Source organism: Algoriphagus lacus, from assembly GCF_003583985.1.
Classification (GTDB): Bacteria; Bacteroidota; Bacteroidia; order Cytophagales; family Cyclobacteriaceae; genus Algoriphagus; species Algoriphagus lacus.
The window spans coordinates 1-22,727 of sequence record NZ_QXML01000006.1 but is presented as its reverse complement, the minus strand read 5'-3'; the positions used below and the strand labels follow the sequence as shown (position 1 = coordinate 22,727).

19 protein-coding genes are annotated in these 22,727 nt (G+C 43.7%); 9 read left to right on the top strand and 10 right to left on the bottom strand.

Going from position 1 to position 22,727, the window contains the following annotated elements; genetic code table 11:
• Positions 1-96 precede the first annotated feature (96 nt).
• The 7 genes from D0X99_RS12535 to D0X99_RS12505 all read left to right on the top strand — a co-directional run bounded on the left by D0X99_RS12535 (position 97) and on the right by D0X99_RS12505 (position 8,385).
• The gene (locus D0X99_RS12535) at positions 97-1,431 is read left to right on the top strand and encodes a metal-dependent hydrolase family protein (protein ID WP_119478433.1); all 1,335 of its coding nucleotides are present in this window, start codon (positions 97-99) and stop codon (positions 1,429-1,431) included.
• Positions 1,432-1,476: 45 nt separating this feature from the next.
• Positions 1,477-2,175, top strand: coding sequence for an SIR2 family NAD-dependent protein deacylase (locus tag D0X99_RS12530; RefSeq protein ID WP_119478186.1), 699 nt, complete (start codon positions 1,477-1,479; stop codon positions 2,173-2,175).
• Positions 2,176-2,378: 203 nt separating this feature from the next.
• Entirely contained in the window at positions 2,379-3,719 is a 1,341-nt protein-coding gene (locus D0X99_RS12525; RefSeq protein ID WP_119478185.1) for a flavin-containing monooxygenase, read from the top strand.
• Between the two features lie 6 nt (positions 3,720-3,725).
• Entirely contained in the window at positions 3,726-4,829 is a 1,104-nt protein-coding gene (locus D0X99_RS12520; RefSeq protein WP_119478184.1) for a serine hydrolase domain-containing protein, read from the top strand.
• Positions 4,830-4,840: 11 nt separating this feature from the next.
• On the top strand, positions 4,841-6,175 hold the full coding sequence (locus D0X99_RS12515) for a YfcC family protein (RefSeq protein WP_119478183.1): 1,335 nt from the start codon (positions 4,841-4,843) through the stop codon (positions 6,173-6,175).
• Positions 6,176-6,196: 21 nt separating this feature from the next.
• Positions 6,197-7,216, top strand: coding sequence for an L-glyceraldehyde 3-phosphate reductase (gene mgrA / locus D0X99_RS12510; protein ID WP_119478182.1), 1,020 nt, complete (start codon positions 6,197-6,199; stop codon positions 7,214-7,216).
• The gene (locus tag D0X99_RS12505) at positions 7,216-8,385 is read left to right on the top strand and encodes an MFS transporter (RefSeq protein ID WP_119478181.1); all 1,170 of its coding nucleotides are present in this window, start codon (positions 7,216-7,218) and stop codon (positions 8,383-8,385) included. Before mgrA ends, D0X99_RS12505 begins: the two co-directional genes overlap by 1 nt.
• Before the next feature lie 120 nt (positions 8,386-8,505).
• On the opposite strand, the gene D0X99_RS12500 is transcribed toward D0X99_RS12505, so the two are convergent.
• Complete coding sequence (locus D0X99_RS12500) at positions 8,506-9,297, bottom strand: hypothetical protein (RefSeq protein WP_119478180.1); 792 nt, start codon at positions 9,295-9,297, stop codon at positions 8,506-8,508.
• A gap of 198 nt (positions 9,298-9,495) precedes the next feature.
• Here D0X99_RS12500 and D0X99_RS12495 point away from each other — a divergent pair, with 198 nt between their 5' ends.
• Positions 9,496-10,620: a pyridoxal phosphate-dependent aminotransferase gene (locus D0X99_RS12495; protein WP_119478179.1), complete on the top strand. Its 1,125-nt coding sequence runs from the start codon at positions 9,496-9,498 to the stop codon at positions 10,618-10,620.
• Positions 10,620-11,159, top strand: a complete 540-nt coding sequence (locus tag D0X99_RS12490; RefSeq protein WP_119478178.1) for a GNAT family N-acetyltransferase — start codon at positions 10,620-10,622, stop codon at positions 11,157-11,159. Before D0X99_RS12495 ends, D0X99_RS12490 begins: the two co-directional genes overlap by 1 nt.
• A gap of 104 nt (positions 11,160-11,263) precedes the next feature.
• On the opposite strand, the gene D0X99_RS12485 is transcribed toward D0X99_RS12490, so the two are convergent.
• The 9 genes from D0X99_RS12485 to D0X99_RS20405 form a co-directional block, all read right to left on the bottom strand.
• Entirely contained in the window at positions 11,264-12,622 is a 1,359-nt protein-coding gene (locus D0X99_RS12485) for an exonuclease domain-containing protein (RefSeq protein ID WP_119478177.1), read from the bottom strand.
• A gap of 118 nt (positions 12,623-12,740) precedes the next feature.
• A complete protein-coding gene (locus D0X99_RS12480) occupies positions 12,741-14,321 on the bottom strand; it encodes an NAD(P)/FAD-dependent oxidoreductase (protein WP_119478176.1) in 1,581 nt (526 codons plus the stop codon).
• Between the two features lie 174 nt (positions 14,322-14,495).
• Positions 14,496-16,406, bottom strand: a complete 1,911-nt coding sequence (locus D0X99_RS12475; RefSeq protein ID WP_119478175.1) for a polysaccharide biosynthesis protein — start codon at positions 16,404-16,406, stop codon at positions 14,496-14,498.
• Positions 16,407-16,623: 217 nt separating this feature from the next.
• Positions 16,624-17,283 (bottom strand): sugar transferase, encoded by a 660-nt coding sequence (locus D0X99_RS12470; RefSeq protein ID WP_119478174.1) that lies wholly within the window; start codon positions 17,281-17,283, stop codon positions 16,624-16,626.
• Between the two features lies 1 nt (position 17,284).
• Entirely contained in the window at positions 17,285-18,421 is a 1,137-nt protein-coding gene (locus D0X99_RS12465; RefSeq protein ID WP_119478173.1) for a DegT/DnrJ/EryC1/StrS family aminotransferase, read from the bottom strand.
• 129 nt (positions 18,422-18,550) lie between these two features.
• Positions 18,551-19,708 carry a glycosyltransferase family 4 protein gene (locus D0X99_RS12460; RefSeq protein ID WP_119478172.1) on the bottom strand — a complete coding sequence of 386 codons (1,158 nt, stop codon included), beginning with the start codon at positions 19,706-19,708 and terminating at the stop codon, positions 18,551-18,553.
• A 318-nt stretch (positions 19,709-20,026) separates the two neighbouring features.
• The gene (locus D0X99_RS12455; protein ID WP_233553709.1) at positions 20,027-21,526 is read right to left on the bottom strand and encodes a capsule assembly Wzi family protein; all 1,500 of its coding nucleotides are present in this window, start codon (positions 21,524-21,526) and stop codon (positions 20,027-20,029) included.
• A 140-nt stretch (positions 21,527-21,666) separates the two neighbouring features.
• On the bottom strand, positions 21,667-22,422 hold the full coding sequence (locus D0X99_RS12450; RefSeq protein ID WP_119478171.1) for a glycosyltransferase family 2 protein: 756 nt from the start codon (positions 22,420-22,422) through the stop codon (positions 21,667-21,669).
• A gap of 34 nt (positions 22,423-22,456) precedes the next feature.
• Positions 22,457-22,727: hypothetical protein (locus D0X99_RS20405; RefSeq protein WP_199708083.1), on the bottom strand; the 271-nt coding region annotated here is incomplete at its 5' end.

The following is a 22,727-nucleotide window of genomic DNA, read 5'->3' as shown; positions in this document are numbered from 1 at the left end:
ACCAAACCGATCCATCAGGGTCGGTTTTTTTCTGTTATAGGATTAAATCATTCCGTGTTTTCGGGTAAATTTCTTCTCAAATCAATTTTCAACTCAATGCAAACTTTTAGACCACTCTTTTTAGGACTTATTTTATTTAGTCATTTTCTATCAAGACCAGTTTACTCCCAGGAAAAAATCATTTTGATCTCCAATGTTGAAATTTTCAATGGTAAAGATGATCAGACCATCCAAGGCAATGTGCTAATCACTGGGAACAAGATTTCCAAAATTTCAACCAGTCCCATTCCGACCAACAAAAGCGCCAATGTGGAGATTATCGACGGAAAAGGGCGATTCCTGATGCCTGGACTGATCGATGCACACTACCATTCGATGTTTGCCAACCTTTCTCAGATTGCTTTGCTGACCAGTAATCTGGGATTTGTTAACCTGGTCGCCGGAAAAAATGCAGAAGCGCTCCTGCAAAAAGGCTATACCAGCCTACGGGATTTGGGAGGGCCGGTTTTTGGATTGAAGCAAGCCATCGATGCAGGTGTGGTAGCCGGGCCCCGGATATGGCCATCCGGCTCATTCATTTCCCAAACTGGAGGACATGGAGATTTTCGCCTGCCAAATGACATCCCCTCTGATGCCTCAAATGGACTGAGCTATGCCGAACGGATTAATGCTGCCGCTATTGCGGACAGCCCGGATGCAGTGCGACTCAAAGCCAGGGAACAACTCATGCTCGGGGCAAGTCAGATCAAGTTAATGGCTGGAGGTGGTGTTTCATCCATTTATGATCCACTGGATGTGACTCAGTACACCGAACAGGAAATTAGGGCAGCAGTTGAAGCAGCCGAAAATTGGGGAACCTATGTAACGGTTCATGCTTACACACCTCGGGCAATTCAGCAGGCAATCCGTGCAGGAGTCAAATGCATTGATCACGGTCAGTTGATCGATGAGGAAACTGTCAAGCTAATGGTGGAAAGAAATGTCTTTTGGAGCCTTCAACCATTTGTCGACGAAGGGGACAAAGGGGTGCTCAGTCCAGAAAGCCGTGCCAAACAGCTGGAAATGTACCAAGGAACTGACACAGCATTTGAACTTGCCAAAAAATACAAGATGAAAATTGCCTACGGGACTGATGTCCTGTTTGATGCACAAAAAGCTTCCCGTCCTGACCTGCAGCTACTGAAAATGAAGCGATGGTTTTCTAATGTCGAAATCCTAAAAATGGTTACCGGAAATAACGGAGAACTCCTGGCTCTATCAGGAAAAAAGAGCCCATATACCGGAAAAGTCGGGGTGATAGAGGAAGGGGCCTTGGCGGATTTGATCCTGATGGATGGCAATTTGATTCAAAATCTCGAATTAATCTCCGAGCCGGAAAAAATGGTTCTGGTAATGAAGAACGGAATAATTTATAAAAACCTTATTCGATAGTATTCATATCTCCATCGAAGAACAGTAAGAAAATCGGTTCATTTCATGACAAGAAAGAAATTAATCGTCCTCACGGGAGCCGGTGTATCTGCCGAAAGCGGTATCAGCACTTTTCGGGACAGCAACGGACTTTGGGAAAACCATGATATCCGGGACGTTGCCTCACCGGAAGGCTGGAGGGAAAACCTGGCTTTGGTACTTGATTTCTATAATCAACGAAGAAAACAAGCTAGGGAATGTGTGCCCAATGAGGCTCACCTTACCCTCGCACGTCTGGAAGTGTACTTTGATGTCCAAATCATCACCCAAAACGTCGACGACCTTCATGAACGGGCTGGGTCTTCGCAGGTCCTTCACCTTCACGGAGAACTTTCCAAAGCTCAAAGCACGCTGGATCCCAAGTTGATCTATACTTTGGATCATTGGGAAATCAAGGAAGGGGACAAATGCGAAAAAGGAAGTCAGCTTCGGCCTTTCATTGTGTGGTTTGGAGAGGCAGTGCCAATGATGGTTCCCGCGATTAACCTTGCCAGGACAGCAGATATCTTTCTGGTTTTGGGGACTTCCCTTAAAGTCTATCCAGCTGCCGGCCTGATTGACTACGCTCCGCGCCAAGCCAAAAAATACCTGATCGACCCTAAAATCCCCGATTCACCACTACCCAAGGATGTCAACCTGATTCAGGAAAAAGCAACGGTGGGCATGAAAATTCTGGAGGAAATCCTTCTAAAGGATTTAAACTAATCCCGGAAGAAAGAATTCAAATCCCGGAAATTCAAATCTGTTGAGATGTGGGTTAGGTAATAATCCGATGTTTACTGCTTTTTCCAATTTTTAGCCCTCCCGACAAAGTAGCGGATAATCAATTTTTATTTTACCTTAAGAAATTGATTAGGCAGGTTTAAAACTTACCCGATCTCGATAAACCCAAAAGCTAAAATAACCTCATGAACTATAAGATTGCAGTCATAGGAGTCGGCCCTTCCGGAATTACTGCTTTAAAAAATTTATTGGATCAGGGATTGGATGCCGTAGCCTTTGACCGAAATACGGAAGTCGGAGGAAACTGGATCTACTCTGAAAAGGAGAGCCATTCCAGTGTTTTTGAGACCACCCACATCATTTCCTCCAAGACCCTTTCCCAATACGAGGATTTCACTTTCGATGATTTTGATCCGGAGGCAGCTGATTATCCTTCCCATGACGAACTAAGAAGGTACTTTCAGGCATATGCGGCCAAGTTTGAATTGTATCCTCATATCCGATTTGGTACACTGGTCAAGCATTGTGAGTGGGTGGATCAGCACACCTGGCATATTACAACTGAAAAAGACGGAATTGAGGTCACCGAAACTTTCACCCATTTGGTAGTATCCAACGGTCACCACTGGAAGCCGCGATATCCGGAATATCCTGGCACTTTCGAGGGTGAGTATATCCATTCCCACCATTTCAAAAAAGCTGCTCCATTCGCTGGAAAGCGGGTTTTGGTTATCGGCGGGGGAAATTCTGCCTGTGATGTTGCGGTAGAAACCAGTCGGGTATCGGCCATGACTGCCATCAGTTGGAGAAGGGGCTATCGGATCGTTCCCAAGTTCTTTTTTGGAAAACCTTCGGATAAAGTTGCCGAACAGACCAAGTGGCTTCCTGTAAAAGTCCGGGGCTTCTTAAATCAACTCTTACTCAAAGTGATGCTTGGGGACAACAAAGCCTATGGACTTAGACCTGTGACCGAGCCCTTTGGCTCCACACATCCCACCATCAACGACGAATTGCTTCATAAAATCAGGCACGGAAAAGTAAAGCCAAGGCTGGACATCAAGCGGTTTGAGGGAAAAAAGGTGGTTTTCGAGGATGGAAAAACGGAAGAGTACGATACCGTGATCGCCTGTACAGGCTACTGGCTGAGCCATCCTTTCTTTGATAAAAACTTCATCGACTACTCTAGCGGGCAGGTACCACTTTACCTCAAAATGTTCCATCCCGAGTACAGCAATCTATACTTTATTGGGATGTTTCAGCCCTTGGGCTGCATCTGGCCAGGCGCCGAACTGCAAAGTAAACTCATGGCGCAGGAACTGGTAGGCAACTGGAAAAGACCATCCAACATCAAGGAGCTTTGCGAACGTGAAGTAACCCATCCGCATTACAAGCAGGTCAACACGCCAAGACATACCATCACTGTGGATTTTCATTTGTTTGTAAAAGCCCTGAAAAAGGAACTTCCGAAAAATTACCTCTCTAAAAATCCTGTACGAAAGCCTCTTCCTGAGACCGTTTCGAGCTGATTAAACATGAACCAAAAAATCAAATATCTCCTCCTGGGACTTGTTTTTTGGTTCTTGATGTTCCTGGGTTGGGAATGGTGGAAAAGCCATCCGAGAGTCAGGATTATGCCTCTTTCCTTTCCTGAAACTCCAGAGGAAAAAATCGATTCGCTACTTGTCCAAAGCCTCAATCAGTTTTTGATACCAGGATTGGCGGTTGGAATAATTGAGGAGGAAAGAGTTACCTACCTGAAAGCTTTCGGTTTTGAAAATCTGGAGACCAAGGATTCGCTTACCCTGAAAAGCAGGATTCCTGTGGCTTCCGTATCCAAGATTTTCACGGCTTTAAACCTGGCCAATTATGCCTTGGAAAAACAGATCTCCATTGATCAATCAGTCAATTCCCTACTTCCAGATGAGCGGAAACTTGGCTCAGAATTTTCTCAAATTACGCTCCTGGACCTGCTCCGACACACCTCTGGTCTAAAAGTAGGATTGGATATAAACCATCTTTTACCCAGTGGAAGAAACAAACCTTTGGAGCTATTGCCCGAATCCCTGAAAACTCCTGACCAAAGGAAAAAAGAGTTTCACTACGCCGACATCAATTTTGATTTGATTGGGTATCTGCTGGAAAGTGCTTCAGGGATTCCATTTGAAATGAACTCCCAAGAAAGAATCCTTACCCAAGGAGGCATGAAAAAAAGTTTTTTCGTCACCGAATGGCCAAAGGAAAATTTCCCGGTTGGCTACCAAAGGACCTTTCTATGGAAAAGGCTTGAACCCAGAAAAATGAATTTTCAGCATCTCCCTTCCCCCTCTTCAGGACTTTTCGTGACAGCGGAAGATCTCTCCAAAGCCTTGCTGCATTTAAGCCGGGGTGAAATGGGAACATTTTCGGACGAACTGGCTTGGCTAAAAAACGGATCTGAAACCCCTGCCGGTTTCCATGAAATTACATTCAACCAATCCAAATTTATCGGACACCTTGGAGCGCAGGGCGGATTTAGCTCAGTGCTCGCCTATTCCCCAGACTTGGACATTGCCTTTTTTATAATTTCAAATGGACGAGATCAGGACGATTTTAGAAACCGGATTTCCATTGAAATTTTAAAAATTTTGAACCCCTAACTCTTTTTTTCATGAAGCTTTCTTTTCCACATCCATTGATCATCCTCCTGGTTTTTATCATTCTGGCGGCCTTAGCCACTCTCATAGTTCCATCAGGAAGCTATGACCGGGTGCTGGATGAGGAAACCGGAAGGGAAATAGTGGTTCCGGGCAGCTACCAACTCACCGAGGACAAAAACGCTTCCATATTTGATACAGGGTTGGCGATTCCAGAAGGGATTATTCTGGGCGCAGATATCCTGGTTTTGATTTTGCTGATTGGCGGAGCATTTTATGTGATTGAAAAAACCGGAGCTCTTCAGGTCGGAATGGAGGCCTTGGTATATCGCTTTCGCAATACCCAATACTTGCTTTTGGTGATATTAAGCCTGTTTTTCTTCCTGGGTGGGGCAAGTTTTGGCATGCAGGAAGAGATCATTGCCATGGGTCCAATCCTTGTTTTGTTGGCAAAAAAAATCAATTACGATGTACGTGCCACTGTTGCTTTATCCTTGGGTTCAGCATTAGCAGGAGCTTCTTTTTCTCCGATTAATCCGTTTGGGTCTTTATTGGCCCAGAAAATCGCCGAGGTTGATTTTGCAGAAGGCCTTTTTTACCGTCTGATTTTCACTGCACTGGTCTTCGTGATTTGGACAGGATTTCATGTTCGTTGGGGCAAATCCAAGCTGATTCAGCTTGACAAAGTAGACTTTAAGCCTGCAAAAATCTCCGGCACCCATGCCATCATCCTTACCCTTACTCTAGCCGGAATGATCCTGATGCCTTGGGGAATTATTCAGCAGGAATGGGGGTATAACGAAATGTCCGCCTTGTTTTTTGTGATCGGATTAAGCTGTGGGCTGATCGGAAAAATGGGACTAAACGGAACGGCAAGAGCATTTTCTCAGGGGTTCAGTGAAATGATTTTTGCAGGAGTCCTCGTGGGCTTAGCGCGCAGCGTGTATTTGATTCTGGAAAAATCCCAGATCATAGACACCCTGATACAAGCCATGTTTCAGCCTTTGGAGGCACTACCAACCACTCTTGCTACCATCGGGATATTTTTTAGCCAGGGAATTATCCATGGGGTCGTTCCCAGTACCTCAGGGCAGGCAGTTTTGACCATCCCGCTGGCCAGTCCTTTGGTAGATCTTATGGGGATTTCCCGACAAATCGCTGTTTTGACTTATCAGTATCCGGCAGGATTGATGGATTTGATCATCCCAAACAACGGAGGAATGATGGCTGTCATCGCCGCTGCAGGCATTGCCTACAATGACTGGATTCGCTACATCTGGAAAAGCTGGCTCCTCCTGCTGGGAATCGGTTTGATATCTTCCATTCTTGCCTTACTTTGGTTTGCTTAAAAAATCTCAACCTTCCTAACTATGCATATCAACGATCACAATCCCCTACTCCCTTATGTTCCGGCAGCCGATCGATACGATCGGATGAAGTACCGGTACTGCGGAAAAAACGGACTTCAACTTCCCGAAATCAGCCTTGGCCTTTGGCACAACTTCGGCCATAATGCTGACCTGACTTTGGGAAGAAAAATCCTCAGGAGGGCTTTTGATTTGGGCATTTGTCATTTTGACCTGGCTAATAACTATGGGCCTCCTTTTGGTTCAGCAGAAGAAAACTTCGGGAGAATCCTGAACAAAGATTTTCTTCCTTATCGGGATGAATTGCTGATCTCTTCCAAGGCTGGCTGGGATATGTGGCCGGGACCTTATGGAAATTTTGGCTCCAGAAAATACCTGATCGCCAGCTGCGACCAAAGCCTTAAGCGAATGGGTTTGGATTATGTGGACATTTTCTACCACCACCGACCTGATCCCAATACCCCTCTGGAAGAAACGATGGGCGCTTTAGATCAATTGGTCCGTCAAGGAAAAACCCTCTACGTTGGAATCTCCCAATACAGCGCCGAGGATACAGCCAGAGCCTATGAAATCCTGAAATCTTTAGGAACTCCTCTCCTCATCCATCAGCCTCGATACAGCATGATCGACCGTTGGGTGGAAAATGGACTCATGGACGTGCTGGGTGAAAAAGGAATTGGAAGTATCGCATTTTCTCCCCTCGAGCAGGGAATGCTCACTGACAAATACCTGAAAGGAATCCCTGCTGATTCCCGTGCTGCAAAAGACGGACGCTACCTTAAGCCCGAGCAACTAGCGCCGGAGAAACTCGAAATGATCGGGAAATTGAATGAAATTGCCTTGAAACGCGGTCAGACATTAGCTCAGATGGCCATTGCCTGGCTCCTGAAAGATCCAAGAATCACCTCTGTACTGATTGGGGTTTCCAGACCAGAACAATTGGATGACAATGTGGCTTCTGTAAAGAACTCTGCCTTCAGTTCGGAGGAGATCACCCAGATAAAAACTATTCTGAGGGCCTGATGCCAAAAACAATTCCCTCACGAAGTGCCCTGATTTTGATCGTCATTGCTCAATTTCTGGGCACTTCGCTTTGGTTTGCAGGCAATGCAGCAGCTCCCGCTTTGGAAGCACTTTTGGGCCAAACGGGCTTGGTGTCGATCATCACCTCAGCGGTTCAGTTAGGCTTCATCACTGGGACTTTGTTTTTTGCATTTTTATCGATTCCAGACCGCTTTTCTCCATCCCGGGTGTTTTTTGTAAGCGCTGTCCTGGCTTCCGTATGCAATTTTTCAATTACAATCCTGCCTACTTCCCTCTCAACCATCCTGATCCTGAGATTTCTTGTTGGATTTTTTTTAGCAGGAATCTATCCCGTCGGGATGAAAATTGCCTCCGATTATTTCGAAAAAGGCCTGGGCTCTGCTTTGGGTTTTCTGGTAGGTGCCTTGGTACTTGGCACAGCCTCACCCTTTCTTTTGAAAGCACTTGAAATCAGTATTTCCTGGAAACTGATCTTCTGGAGCACTTCGGCCTTTGCCATCCTGGGAGGAATGCTAATCGGATTTGGAGTGCCGGACGGTCCATTTCGCAAGGCCAGTCCCAAATTCGATCCAGGAATCATTCCTGCTTTGGCCCGAAATAATCCCTTAAAAGGAGCTGCTGCCGGATATTTCGGGCACATGTGGGAGCTCTACACATTTTGGGCATTTTTGCCTTTTTTAATCCAAAGTCTGAAAAATGAATCGGCTATTGATTCAACAAATTCACTATGGACATTTCTGATTATTTCAGCCGGAGCCGTTTCCTGTGCACTGGGAGGCTTGATTTCATTGAAAAAAGGAAGCGAAAAAGTAGCCTTGGTGAGTTTGTTTGGTTCAGGAATCTGTTGTTTGGTTTTGCTTATCTCGCCTGAGATGCCGGCTTGGGCATTGTTTGCATTTTTGATGGTTTGGGGAATCTTGGTAGTGGCAGATTCGCCCCAGTTTTCCACCTTGGTAGCTCAAAGTATTCTTCCTGAGCATCGGGGCACTGCATTGACTTTGGTCAATTGTATCGGTTTTGGCCTGACGATCCTGAGTATCCAGCTAGCCAACTATTTATCCGGAATGCTTGCACCAAGCTTATACTTGGGATTGTTGGTGCTTGGACCGATTTCCGGATTGTTGATGTATCGATTTTTCCGTTCCTGATTTGAATCCAATCTCAACTTAGCATCCGATTCCCTGTCGCTTTTTCAAAAAGCACCTATCCGGAAATAAAAAAAGAGGCCTCTTTCGAGAGCCTCTCTACGTAATAGTCAAACCGGACTACTATCTAACTACGTTTTCTAAGGTTGCCAAATATACCCATTTTTGGTCTCTTGAATTCAATCCGGCGTTAACTGCTTCGCGTTGTTCTGCCGTCTGATTCATGTCCTCATAAGCCTGAGCATTGAAAAACTGCATGTAATCCTTAAAAAGGTTTACAGTCAAGTGCGTGGATTTCGCTTCTGATCCCTGAGGCAAAGCTGCTCTCAAAAAACTCCAATGGCCCATCATCCCTTGGTTGATTCGGTTTTGGTGGATAGGCATAAAGACTTCGATTTCCGCCTTTTCGTAATCACCGAATTTCCCTTCCACTGCCTTCATCAAATCAAACGACGCCAAAACGCCTGGCCTGAATTGAAAATTATCGTTTGTCGAAGCCAATTGTCTCATGTATAGTCTCATGGGAGCATCTTTTAAGGCCAAGGCTTGCTGAAATAAAGTTCTTACCTGTGAATCTGAAAGATGAGGATAGGCGATTTTTGTATACTCTATCATCGTCTCGTCCTCCATTCCATTCATCATTTTAACCGGATCATTGAAATAAGTAACCATAACATACTGGAAATTCCCCTGATCTGCACCGTTTTGCAGTCTCCAAATATCCCAACCGTTAATAATCTTATCATTTAAGGCCTGACGATAGACTTTTTCCATGAGGTCTTTAAACTCGATGTAATCAAAAAGATGGTCTTTTTCCACCTTGATGAACTCGAATACCATGTACTGAGTTTGCTGGGCATTAAGAACGCCTGCCCATAACAACCCACAAATCAAGAGCATTAAAAGCTTTTTCATAGAATCTTGGGTTTAGGGTAAATTGCACTTGGAATAATTTAAAAATATATTCTGTAAAAAATCAATTTTCAGAATAAAAAATTTTTATTGTCATATTTTGTATATAAATATTCTTTTAAATAAACTGTTGTCAAAAATGCAATTTTTCTAACACACTTGGCAAAACCTTAGTATTTTAACAATCAAAACAGAAATCCAATGAAGGGACTATCAAGAAGAGACTGGCTAAAAACTACCTCCCTGGGAAGTGGTTTGGCCCTATTGGGAGGTGCAGGGATTGTGCCTTCGCTTAGCGCTGAAGAAATCAGAAAATACAATCCACGACCCATGGCCGGTCCGATCCGTCTGGGATCCAATGAAAATCCTTATGGTCCATCCGAATCCATGAGAAAGGCCATGACTGCAGCCTTCGACATCGGGTGCCGATATCCTTGGGGTTCCAATGCCTCTTTGGTCAAAATGATTGCCGAAAAAGAAGGCGTGACCGAGGATCATATCGTATTGGTGGCAGGCTCTACGGAAGGACTGAAAGTAGCTGGGATTACCTTCGGAAAAGGAGGAGAAATCATCACCTGCGCGCCAACCTTTCTTTCCATGATGGAATATGCCGAACTCTGGGGAACGGAGATCAACTGGGTTCCATTGACCAAAGACCTGGATTTTGACCTGGATGAAATTGAGAAACGCGTAACTCACGAAACACGGCTCGTGTTCCTTTGCAATCCGAATAACCCAACAGGGAAGCTGCTTCCTGCGGATCGGGTCATGGACTTCTGCGAAACGGTAAGCAAGCGAACCGTCGTGTTTAGCGATGAGGCTTATTACGATTACATCACCGAACCCAACTACCCTTCCATGGTCGAACTGGTAAAAAAAGGGCATGACGTAGTCGTCTCACGAACGCTTTCAAAAGTGTACGGTCTGGCCGGAATACGAATGGGATATTTGGTAGCCAAACCCGAATTGGCAAAAAAACTGTCTGACCGGGTGGTCGCCAATACCAATATCATGGCTATTGAGGCCGGAAAGGCAGCTTTGGCTGACAAAGATTTCTACCGCTTTTCGCTTCAGAAAAATAAGGAAGCTAAGGCTATGATTATTGACACCCTGAATGAACTGAAGTTGCCCTATTTGGAGTCCCACGCCAACTTTGTCTTTTTCCAAGCGGGAAGAGACATTACCGAACTTGGCAAAACTATGGCTCAAAAAGGGATTATCATCGGCCGGCCTTTCCCTCCTTTGAATGATTGGTGCAGAATTTCGACCGGAACCTTGGAGGAAGTTGCGCTATTCAATCAGGCCATCAAGGAAGTCCTGGGCTGATGGTCGATCGGAATCTGATTCTTGAAAATGAAAAAGTCCTGCTGAGACCTATGACTCGGCAGGACTTTCCTTTGTTGCAAACATTGTCTTCGGATCCCTCCATGTGGATCTATTTCACCCATGACCTGAGTATTCCTGAGGAGTTTGAGCTTTGGGCCGCCCCACATTTTGCAGGAGAACGATTGCAGTTTGCAGTTTTTGACAAGGAAAAAAGAACCTTGGCCGGGGCGACGGCCTTTGGGAGTTTTTCCCCCAGAGATCAGCGCCTGGAAATCGGCTGGACTTGGCTAGGTAAGGACTTTCAAGGAACAGGCATCAACCAACAGATGAAAAAACTGATGCTGGATTATTGCTTTTCAGAGTTAAAACTCAAGCGGGTGGAGATCAAAACAGATGTCCTTAACCTGCCTGCACGCAAGGCATTGTTGAAATTTGGAGCCGTGGAGGAAGGTGTTTTGAGAAGTCATACCCTGATGACGAAAGGTAGAAGGCGAGATACGATATATTACAGTGTGCTTGAGGGAGAGTGGAAAAAGTGATTAATTCTTAGTCAACGGTCGACGGTCGACAGACCACAGCACTTGAAGGAAAATTAGCCATTTTAGAAAAGATGGATATCCAGAGAACCAAAAATCCCGATTTTTCAGCTGACAGAAAAAACCCGGATTTGATTGGCTTCCAGCTGATGGATAAATTGCCTTAACAGGTAAAAAGTCTCCGGAACTTTAATCACTGGTTCCAGCTTTTCCGGCTCTGGCCATTCTTCCTCTTTCAAAAAAGCATAGCGACTGAACATCCCTGCCTCAAAATAGCAATATGCCTTTTCCTCCGTTTCCCTACCGGGTAAAGCCAGCATCAAATCCTTTTTTGATTCCCGAATCACGCGGACGAATTCTTCCACTCGCTCATTGTAATCAACTGGAAGCTCTGCTGATTTGCATGCTCCAAGACAGCTTTGGTCCTGAACTACCTCGCAGATAACCTTTCTAAGGCCGCTGAGCTTCTGACAAAGCTGATAGGTCTCAATTCCCTGTTTCAAAAATTGATTGGCTTCTTCGGACGAAAAGAAGGTCTCCAAAGGCCTCAGGTTTTTGGTTACTTTGGCAATCTGAAACCGATGATAACCCGAGCCATCCTGGTAGTGAAACAAGCCCCAAAGCGTCTTGGGCATTTTCAAGGCTGAGTTATAAGGTGGCCACAGTCGCTTGATTTCCAAGGTCTCGAGCAGCAAAGCCATCAACTCCGAACCGGTCAACTGCCACTGAAGATCCACTACTTCAGCTTTCAGGTGCTGTTTCAGTTGTGGCAAAACCTGACCGGAAAAATGCCCCTTGAACCGCTCCCGAATATTCAGGGCTTTGCCCACGTAGATCACTTTTCCTTTGCTGTTAAGCATGTAGTACACCCCACAGGATTCGGGAATCTGCCGAAACTTTGACAAAGGAAAATTAGGCGGAAGAAATGCCTCCCCGGAGTTCTTCTTCAACGAGCCTAGAATCACATCCTGCCTTTCCTTGATCATCCGGTCAAAAAGCAAGGCGGTGGCCCGGGCATCGCCCATAGCTCGGTGTCTAGCCAGAATCGGGATTTTTTGGCTTTCACAAAGCCTACCCAAACTGTAGGAACCCAGCCCTGGAAAAACCTTTCGTGATAGGCGTACAGTGCAAAGTTTTTGTGCATTAAGTTCCCTTCCAGTTCTCAAAAAAGCTTCCCGGATAAACCCAAAATCGAAATTGACTGAATGGGCCACAAAAATTCGGTTTTCCAACAAATCCCACAGTTCCTCAGCAATCTCGGGGAAAGTAGGTGCATCACGCACCATGCTGTTGTCGATGCCGGTAAGTCCGGTGATGTAGCTTGGAATTCCCTGTTGGGGATTGATCAAAGTCTGAAATTCCCGAACAATTTGCTCCCCATCGTGAATGAGGACAGCAATCTCGGTGATTCCTCCCCCGGAAGGTGCTCCACCCGTGGTTTCAATATCGACTATGGCAAACTCCATCGGCTAAAGGTAAAGTCTTTGGACGTACAATGGTGGATTTTGACAACAGTTGGCGGGTTCTATATTACTAGTTCGATGTTCGGGGTTCAATGGTGAACAGAGAACTTTGAACTAAAAACTACCTGTTAACATACATGGCAATCAGCTTTTCCGCACAGCGCTCGCCATCCATCGCTGCTGACACGATTCCCCCGGCATATCCGGCACCTTCACCGCAAGGATACAGTCGCTTAATCTGAGGGTGTTCAAAGGATTCCTTGTCCCTAGGAATCCGAACTGGAGAGGAAGTTCGGCTTTCCACCCCTATAATTTGGGCATCATTGGTCAGGTAACCTTTCATTTTCTGACCAAAAGCCTTGAAAGCCATTGCCATTCTTGCGGAAATAAATTCCGGCAGCACCTCACGCATTTCCACCGATTCAAGACCTGGCTGATAGGAAGTGTCCAGCAGGGTCGAACTCACCTTTCGATTCACAAAATCCATCATCCGCTGGGCCGGAGCAACTTGTGTTTTGCCACCAAATTCCCACGCTCGCTTTTCCACTTCAGCCTGAAAATGCATGGCCGCTAATGCTCCGTATTTTTGGTACTCCGGAAGATCTTCCAATTCCACGGAAACCACCATACCGGAATTGGCAAATTTACTGTCCCTTCGGCTAGGGCTCATCCCATTGACCACCAATTCTCCCGGAGCCGTGGCAGCAGGGACGATAAATCCTCCCGGACACATGCAAAAGCTGAATACACCACGCTGCTTTCCCCGGTATTCGGTTTGCTGAACCAAGGAATAAGCAGAGGCCGGCAAGTAAGGTCCTCGATCCACTTCGCAGTGATACTGAATCCGGTCGATCAGGTTTTGGCTGTGTTCTATCCGAACTCCCAAGGCAAAAGGTTTGGCTTCAATCAGGACTTTTCGACGGTCTAACAACTGAAAAATATCGCGTGCAGAATGGCCTGTAGCTAGGATTACTCCCAAACCTTTGATTTTTTCTCCATGATTGGTGATTATTCCTTTGATCTCATTCTCATCCAAAATCAAGTCCTCCACCCTCGTTTCGAAATGAATCTCGCCTCCTGATTCAAGAATACTCTCCCGAAGTTTGGCTACCAAAACGGGCAATTTGTTGGTTCCGATATGGGGATGAGCGTCTACAAGGATTTCTTCCGTAGCACCATGGGCCACCAAAATCTCCATGATCCTACGGATATCTCCCCGTTTTTTGGAGCGTGTGTATAGTTTGCCATCCGAATAAGTTCCGGCGCCTCCTTCTCCAAAGCAATAATTCGAGTCAGGATTGACGATTCCCTCTTTGTTGATCGCTGCCAGATCACGTCGGCGGGCCCGGACATCCTTACCTCGCTCGATGACAATCGGTTTTACCCCCAACTCAATGGCTCTCAATGCCCCAAACAGCCCTGCCGGTCCGGCTCCCACAATCAGAATGGGTTCAGAATTTCTAACATTCTGATATTCCGGAAAATGGTCAAGAAGTGAACCCGGATTTTCATTTACAAAAAGTTCAGCTTCAACATTGACAATTATTTTTCTACCCCTTGCGTCTATTGATCTGCGGGTTTGTCGGGCAAAAGCTTGAGGAGTTTCCGGACTAAGTCCTGCTTTTTTTAAAACAGTCTGCTGAAAAACTTCAGGATCATAAGCCTCTTCCGGGCTCAGTTGGAGAGAAAATGTCTTGTTCATCGTAAGGTATTTATCCTTAAATCAGGACAAAGGTAGGAAGGGGAAGTAAGATTTTAGTATCGGGATGGAAGTATCGACTGAAAAGAACCAAGATCTGAACACAAAGAAAAAGCCGCTCATTGAAAGCGGCTTTGGGTATTTTGTCTTTTGGTTCTTAGGACTAGGTTCTTTGATTTAATTCATCCTGTCCAACACCTCAAAACGGGAAGAATTGGAAATGTATTCCGGTACAAGTGATTTCAAATGCCTCACCAAATCTGTCTCGTTGTTTTTCCCGATCAGTTCCTGGAAAAACTCAATCTGTCCGTCAATTCTATGGTAAGACGATGGTTGCACCTGAGCGATTTTGATTTTTGGATGGTGGGTAATTTTGACTGTTTCAAAATCGTTTAACAATTCTTCAAAAAGCTTCTCACCCTCCCTTAATCCCGTAAACTGAATTTTAATATCGGTGTCCACCTTTTTTCCGGAGAGTTGAATCATCTTCTTAGCCAAATCCAGGATTTTGACAGGTTCACCCATATCGAAAACATAAATTTCTCCGCCTTCGCCCATGATACCAGCTTCCAACACCAACTGACATGCTTCCGGAATCGTCATAAAGTAACGGGTGATTTCCGGATGGGTAACGGTAAGGGGGCCTCCATTCATTATTTGTTTTTTGAACAGCGGAATCACAGAGCCGTTGGATCCAAGTACATTTCCAAATCTCGTGGTAATAAACTTGGTGTGATATTTTTTATGGTTTGTATCCAGGTATTCATTAAGCGCTTGTACATACATTTCTGCTGCACGTTTGCTGGCACCCATCACGTTGGTTGGATTTACAGCTTTATCGGTGGAAACAAACACAAACTTTTCCACCTGAGCCAATACTGCCAAATCAGCCAAAATCTTGGTACCAATGACATTCGCATGAATGGCTTCTTCCGGATAGTTCTCCATCATGGGGACATGCTTGTATGCAGCAGCATGGAACACCACCTGAGGTTTGAATTCCTTGAAGACTTCCTTCATCTTCTTTTTGTTCCTGACGTCCCCGAGAATTATTTTTATCGGACAACCGGGATAGTATTCTTTGAATTCCTGTTCAATGTCATACAAAGGAGACTCTGCGATATCCAACATGACAATAAGCTTCGGATGATAGTGGTTAATCTGCCGACAAAGCTCGGATCCAATGGAACCTGCTGCCCCAGTAACCAACACAATTTTCCCCTTCAGGTCCTCTTCTATCCTCGGATTATCCAAAAGAATCTGTTCCCGACTCAAGAGATCTTCAATCTTTATTTCACGAATCGCACCTGCTGTTAGTCCTCCGTTTATCCATTGATCCACCGGTGGAACCATAGATACAGACACATTCAACCTCAGGCATTCATCGATAATTTCATTTTTCCGTTGAACCGAAAGGTCTCTAACAGCGATGATCAAATCCGTAACAGCGTATTGATTAACAAGCTTCTCCAAATCTTCCAATCCTCGGTAAATCCGCTTTCCGTCAATGTTTTTCCCGTCCTTTTTGGAATCATCATCCAAAAATGCCACGATGTTCATCTTGGTGATACTGTCTCGCTTTATGGCCTCCTGTGCAATAATTCCTGCTTCACCGGCTCCAAAAATCACCCCGTTCCGGAGGTCTTTTTCTGCAATCCCGTTTTTCAGATATACGAAAAGCTCCTTAACCAAAAGCCTGTAAAAAATCAGCATGAATAAAGCCGATAAGCTGGCGATGATCAATACGGAGGTTGGAAGAAGAAATCGGTCATTCAGAAAATTCCCATGGAAAAAATTCAGAAAAAGGAACAGAATAAAATTGATGAGAACCGTTTTGAAAATATTGGATCCGTCTCTGAATCCGGTGTGCCTTACGATCCCCTCATAGCTTCGGGTATTCTGCATCACCAACAGCCCACCAACCATAAAAGTAAAGCTACCTGCAAAGGCATCATATTGCTCGATGACCTCCAGTTCGAAGTTGAATCTAACCAGGTAGCCAAATAAGGCACAGTAGAAAAGTATAAAGGAATCCAAGCTGGCAATTATCCATCTAGGAAGGATTTTTAGCCTTGATAAAAAATTCATAGTAGAGTTATTTTCAAATAGTTAAAAGGTAAAGTAAACCAACTATTTATTCACAAACTTTCGGCAAAGTAAACCAAATTTTTCATTTTTTTTAATATTTAAAGCCTTAAACTGTTATTATGGCCTGATTAAAAAGGAACATTCATATTAAGTATTTGAAAAACACAAAATGGTATTTTTTTTTCAATCCTATTTGATTAAAAAAATTGTCTGACTTTTATTTTTCCAAAACACCCTCCATTGTTGACCTTTCTGCCCCCATTCTTTCACCTTGATTTCCGGTAAATTTCCCTACAGTAACATGCCCTTGCTGACTGATTCCCTTTCCTCTGATCACATTCCAAAGAGTCCGAAACAATATTTTTAGATCAAGCGCTAAAGAAAGGTTTTCCACATACCAAATATCATATTCGAATTTCTGCTGCCAGCTGATGGTATTTCTCCCGTTGATTTGAGCCCATCCGGTTACTCCTGGCCTTTCCTCATGTCTCCTGGCCTGATCTGCATCATACAATTCAAGATACTCCACAAGAAGCGGGCGAGGCCCAACCAAACTCATATCCCCTTTTAACACATTGATCAATTGAGGGATTTCATCGAGAGAGCTTTTTCGGATGATCTTGCCTACCCGCGTGAGTCTTTGGTCATCAGAAAGCAATTCACCTTTGGAGTTTGTCAGGTCCCTCATGGTTTTGAATTTTACAATCCTGAAAATTTTCGAGTTTTTACCCGGTCGATCCTGATAAAAAAACGGAGATCCCTTAAAATGAATCAGCAACAAAAAAAAGAGAATCAGAAAAACCGGCAAAAGAATCAGAAACATCAAAGAGGCTAGTATCAGATCCAAAACTCTTTTTCCGAATTCTCTGTAATTCACCTTAGGAAATTTTACTCAGTTCTTTCTCAATGATTCCAGCAATTTTCTTTTGGTCTTCCAAAGTCAGCGTAACGGAACTAGGGAGACATAAGCCTTTTAAAAACAGGTTTTCAGAACAATCCCCACCATAGAAAGGCAGCCCTTTGTAAACAGGTTGGAGATGCAAAGGCTTCCAAAGGAAGCGCGATTCAATTCCATTTTTAAAAAGTAATATCCTAAGTCTGTCATTGGAAAATCCTGTGAGTTCCTCATCGATCAGAATCGTAGTCAACCAATAATTGGACATGGATTCATCTGATTCGGTCTGAAAACTGATTCCAGGAAAATCTTCAAACAGATTCCGATACTGCTCATTTATCTGCCTTCTCTTGGACACCCAAAGTTCAAGTTTTTCCAATTGGGCCAGACCCACGGCAGCAGCCATATTGTTCATTCGGTAATTGAATCCGATTTCCAGGTGCTGATAATATGGCAAATCCTCCCTGGCCTGAGTGGAAAGGTATTTAGCTTTTTCAATTAAGGAGGCATCATCCGAGATAACAGCCCCGCCGCCTCCTGTTGTAATGATTTTATTCCCGTTGAATGAATAGATTCCGGCCTTCCCAAAAGTCCCACAAGCCTTACCTTCATAATAACTTCCCACCGCTTCAGCAGCATCTTCCAAAACCGGTATCCGATATTTTGTGGAAATCTCCATGATTTCCTTCATTTTCGCCGGCATGCCAAAAAGATGAACAACAATGATCGCCTTGGGCTTTTTTCCGAGGGCGATCCTACTCAGGATGGCATCTTCCAACAATTCCGGGGAAATATTCCACGTATCTTCCTCACTGTCTACAAAAATCGGATGCGCACCAAGATATACGATAGGATTGGCAGAAGCACAAAAAGTAAAAGACTGACAGATTACTTCATCACCGGCGCCCACACCCAATAAAATCAGCGCTAAATGCAAAGCTGAAGTCCCTGAATTGAGTGCAACAGCCTGATGTGTTCTTATTCGTTTAGTGAGTTTATATTCAAACTTGGAGATAAAAGCCCCATTGGTAGCCAGTTGACCGGCACCAATTGCCTGCTGAACATACAAACTTTCATTTCCATCAAACACCGGAAAAGAAAGAGGTAGCAAGTATGACATTGAATCTTTGGTGAGAATAATATCCTTCTAAACTTAATCGATTTATCACAAAAAGCCAACCAAACTTTAAAGCGATGAAATAAAAAAAGCCCTGAAAGGGCTTTTAAAATGGCTTATCCTAAATCCGGATCAATTTAAATTCATATTACCGGAATTTACAGTCTGCTTATCCAGTTTGATTTTAATCTTCTGGCTAATTGTCAAATCTCTCAATTCCAATATCTTAGGAGCTTTTCGGACTTTCTTCTTGACAAATCTAACAGTTATCGAATCCATGGAAATTCCAAGTGTAAGTACAATCGCTGAAAGTACCGGCAAAATGATGTTATCCGAATAATCACTTAATATGAATACCAGTAATATCAAGCATAACTGTAAAAGACCCAATGTAACTGCAACTTCGTTGTGCTTCATACCCATTCTCATCAGAAAATGATGCACATGGCTTTTATCGGCTGTCATAGGGTGTTTGCCCTGTGAAATCCGCTTCGCAAAAACCCTAGCCATGTCGTATAGCGGGTAAATCATCAACACAATTCCGGCGGTAAAAGCTGGCTCCAGTCTGAGGAATGCGCCCTGTGGCAAGGCTGAATTATAACCCATAAATGCCACTACCAAGCTTCCCAAAGCAAATCCCAAAGTCAGGGAACCCGTATCCCCCATGAAAATTTTCGCAGGATGCCAGTTGAAAATCATAAAAGCCAATACTCCACCAAGCAAGGTTAGACTCAATACCGCCAAACTCTCCAAACCCTGTACATAAAACCATACACCTAAAAAGGATAAGGAAATGGAAGCCACTGTGCCCGCCAAACCGTCCAACCCATCAATCAGGTTAAAAGCATTGGTCAGGGCCAAGAGTACAAAGGAACTGAAAGCATAACTAACCAAAAGTGGTAATTCTTCAACTCCAAGAAATCCATGGAAATCCTTAATCCGGATATCACCAGCCACGACTACCAAAAGAACAGCCACCAATTGGCCCAATAGCTTATGATTGGCCTTGAGTTCCACCATATCATCCCGTAATCCCACAAAAAACATCAAGGCAATTGCGCCTAACATGTAGCGAATATCGGGCAGAGGAAACTGCCAGCCCCAAATACCAAGGGCTACAAATGTGGCCAACACAAAGCCAATTCCTCCCATTGATGGAGTGAATTTCTTGTGGATTTTACGTCCTCCGGGGACGTCACCGATGTTTGCCTTTCGGAGAACCGAAATCACAATTGGAGTAACCAAAAAACCTACGGAAAAAGAGGTCAGGAAAGCTAAAAGAAAATACATAACTGGTTGGTTTAAAAAGCCGTAATTACAATCACTAAGTTACAATTCAACAATTATCGTACCTAGTTTTTAATGAATAAATAATTTACCCCCACTCTATTTGAAAAATACAAAATCGAGTCAATTTGAGTTTGAAGCGTGCATTTCAAAGTTTGAAGTACGTTTTTGGGAGTTTAAGAAATTTTTAAATATCACGGGAACTGGCGGTTTCAGCAAGAAACTCAACACCTAATACGAGGGAATCTTATAAACCGCTACATGAAGTAAATCAAAATCATTGCTTTTCTTCAAAAAGTTTTTCAAACCCAAGCGAGGAAACTACTTTTTCTCCCAAAAATAAACCAGGGACACCTGCCCCATCATACTTGTCAAGTTCTCCCCTTTCGGGAATTCCGGAGTGCTTGCCGGGTCCAGTTGCCATTGGTAATTGCGGGCATGGATCAGCTGAAGCTTAGAACTCAGAAGGAGGTTATTCCATTGCTTGTCATACAAAAAACCTAGGGACAGGTCAATCCAGGGTTTGCGCTCGGTGTTTTGAAGTAAAGCTTTGTAATAAAAATCCTGATTATTGGCCAGCCGTTCGAAAAAGATCCCAACTTTTGAAATCCCATCCACCCTAGCCACTTCAAGAGTCTGGACATTTGAACCAACACCCAGCCCCACACCCAATGGCTGACCATTTTGTACAAAACCACGAGCAGGGGTATGTGTATGCCAAGTTAATCCACCGGTTAGACCTGAATACCTGATGTATCGGTTTACGGATTCCTGTTGATGGGTCAATTCTCCTCTAACCTGAATCTTTTTATTGTTAAGTGGTAAATCAAAAAGCTGAATAAAACCCAAAATATATGCTCGAGCATGCTCAGGATTCAAAGCAAACTCCCTCCAGTTAACGGAATGGTCTCTCCTGCCATATTCGAAATAAATTTCATTCTGAACTTTTGGAAATAACCATCTTCCAAAAATTGAGATTTGCTGGGACTGCCCGTTTCCATCCCGGTCAAAACCATAATTCGATTTTGTGACGGGTTCAAAAACCGGAAAATAGGCCAAGAAACCAGATTCCATTGATTCACTGTATTGATGAAAAGTTCGGGTAAACCCTAAAAACAAGCCAGGAATCCATTTGGGATTATAGGAAACCATCAAGGCATTCAAATACCTCCAATCCCCTGAAAAGGGAACAAAATACACTTCGTTTAATTCCTGATCCTGGGAAGGATCCAATCCTGAATTCTGAAGCCGTCCAACGATCAACTGGGTTTCAAAATTTCCCAGAAATGTCCTTGCAGGTTTAGTGGTATTCAGGGTAAAATGAGGAAATCCTTCGGCATTGCTTGAAAAAGTCAATGCATTAAACTGCCCTGGTCCCCACCAAATATTTTGTGTACTTCCGCCGAGTTCAAAGGCTCCATACTGAAAAGTAAGCTTGGATTGCCCCCATCCTAAATCCGCATAAATTCCATTGCCAAAACGTTCCGGAAAATCCCCATAGTTCCAAAAAAAGAATTTACTGCGAATTTGTCCGGGGCTCATTTCATTCAAATTGGTTTCAAACCCCTTGTTTTGAGCTACGACCAGTTCGGGACGAAAAGTAAAATTGATGAATTTATAACTGGCTTGAATTCCTCCTGAAAAATAGGCCTGAAGTCCAGGATTGGGAATCAGCCCATAGTCTCCCCAACCATAGGGGCGCTTGGTGGTAATTCGAGTGGTGTTTAACAGCGGAAGGATTCCAATTTTCAAAGAATCCACAGGCACTTGAATGTACTGGGTAAATCCGTATTGTTGGGGATCCGATAAACTGGGTTTCAAAAAGAACGAATTGGAAATAGAATCAGGGTTCAAAATCTGATTTCTTCGCATCAATTCCTCTAAAACAGGAAATCCCGCCGGGATGACCTGGGCGGGAAGCTGATGAATGAGAAAAAAAAGAAAAAGAAATAAACAGTTTCTCAAAACAGATGGGGTAAAACTTCCAATGCTTTCTTAAAATAGCGGGAATACAGCCAAAAATAATTGGTTTCCAATCCATTTTCACGGCAAGCACGAAGATCTTCCTGATTGATGATGATATTGCTCTTCCAGGATTTGGTACTGAGTCCTCCGGTACGCATTTTCATCAAATCCAAAGGAAGGTATTGGTAGCTCAACTTGTGCTTATGCAGGAAACGGACCAGCAATTCAAAATCGGCAGCGATTTTATAGTCTGTTTTATAATATCCAAACTTTTCAAAGTTCTTCCGATAAGTGAAAAAAGTAGGGTGGGCAGGCATTAATCCCCGTTTAAACTTGTGTGGTGCAAAGCGGCTCGAATGATAGTAACGAACCGTCTTCTCCAAATTTTCAGGTTTTACAAAACGCACGTCCGCATAGACACACTGAGCACCAAATTCCTGAAAGGTATTCACAAGTTGAGAAATGGCATCCGGGCGATGGTAAAAATCATCAGAATTGATAATTCCCACGATATCACCCGTAGCCATTCGGATACCCTTATTCATGGCATCGTAAAGTCCTTTATCCGGTTCAGAAATCCACTTGGATACCACATCCAAATTATTTTTTATGATATCAACCGTCCCATCTTTAGACTTTCCATCTACTATTATATATTCCAAATCAGGATAATCCTGAAAGGAAATACTATTGATAGTATCCTGTAGGGTTTCTGATGAATTAAAAGTAACGGTAATGATGCTAACTTTCAAAAGAATATAAGGTAAAGTAATAACTATCCCCTATTTAGGAGGAAAAAATTGATAAAAAATTCAAAGCAAATCTCCTAACTCTTTCATCATAATCCTCATAAATTAAATAGTCTGAGGACTTCATGAAACCTTTAATAATCAAAGCTAATTCCATTTCATTATATGGATTAAAATAAATCCCATTTAAACTCAATTGCTCAATATGAACAGGTAAATTTGAACAAATTACTTGAACATTTAAGGATTTAGCATCTTCTATAACCGTACTCCAACCTTCAAAAAGGCTAGGTTGAATAACAGCTTGT

Excerpts from the sequence above, each read along its gene's own strand:
- D0X99_RS12495 (WP_119478179.1), top strand. The coding sequence starts at position 9,496 with ATGAAGGGACTATCAAGAAGAGACTGGCTAAAAACTACCTCCCTGGGA.
- D0X99_RS12525 (WP_119478185.1), top strand. The coding sequence starts at position 2,379 with ATGAACTATAAGATTGCAGTCATAGGAGTCGGCCCTTCCGGAATTACT.
- D0X99_RS12465 (WP_119478173.1), bottom strand. The coding sequence starts at position 18,421 with ATGTCATACTTGCTACCTCTTTCTTTTCCGGTGTTTGATGGAAATGAA.
- D0X99_RS12520 (WP_119478184.1), top strand. The coding sequence starts at position 3,726 with ATGAACCAAAAAATCAAATATCTCCTCCTGGGACTTGTTTTTTGGTTC.
- D0X99_RS12500 (WP_119478180.1), bottom strand. The coding sequence starts at position 9,297 with ATGAAAAAGCTTTTAATGCTCTTGATTTGTGGGTTGTTATGGGCAGGC.
- D0X99_RS12475 (WP_119478175.1), bottom strand. The coding sequence starts at position 16,406 with ATGAATTTTTTATCAAGGCTAAAAATCCTTCCTAGATGGATAATTGCC.
- D0X99_RS12485 (WP_119478177.1), bottom strand. The coding sequence starts at position 12,622 with ATGGAGTTTGCCATAGTCGATATTGAAACCACGGGTGGAGCACCTTCC.
- D0X99_RS12480 (WP_119478176.1), bottom strand. The coding sequence starts at position 14,321 with ATGAACAAGACATTTTCTCTCCAACTGAGCCCGGAAGAGGCTTATGAT.
- D0X99_RS12505 (WP_119478181.1), top strand. The coding sequence starts at position 7,216 with ATGCCAAAAACAATTCCCTCACGAAGTGCCCTGATTTTGATCGTCATT.
- mgrA (WP_119478182.1), top strand. The coding sequence starts at position 6,197 with ATGCATATCAACGATCACAATCCCCTACTCCCTTATGTTCCGGCAGCC.
- D0X99_RS12535 (WP_119478433.1), top strand. The coding sequence starts at position 97 with ATGCAAACTTTTAGACCACTCTTTTTAGGACTTATTTTATTTAGTCAT.
- D0X99_RS12530 (WP_119478186.1), top strand. The coding sequence starts at position 1,477 with ATGACAAGAAAGAAATTAATCGTCCTCACGGGAGCCGGTGTATCTGCC.
- D0X99_RS12490 (WP_119478178.1), top strand. The coding sequence starts at position 10,620 with ATGGTCGATCGGAATCTGATTCTTGAAAATGAAAAAGTCCTGCTGAGA.
- D0X99_RS12460 (WP_119478172.1), bottom strand. The coding sequence starts at position 19,708 with ATGTATTTTCTTTTAGCTTTCCTGACCTCTTTTTCCGTAGGTTTTTTG.
- D0X99_RS12515 (WP_119478183.1), top strand. The coding sequence starts at position 4,841 with ATGAAGCTTTCTTTTCCACATCCATTGATCATCCTCCTGGTTTTTATC.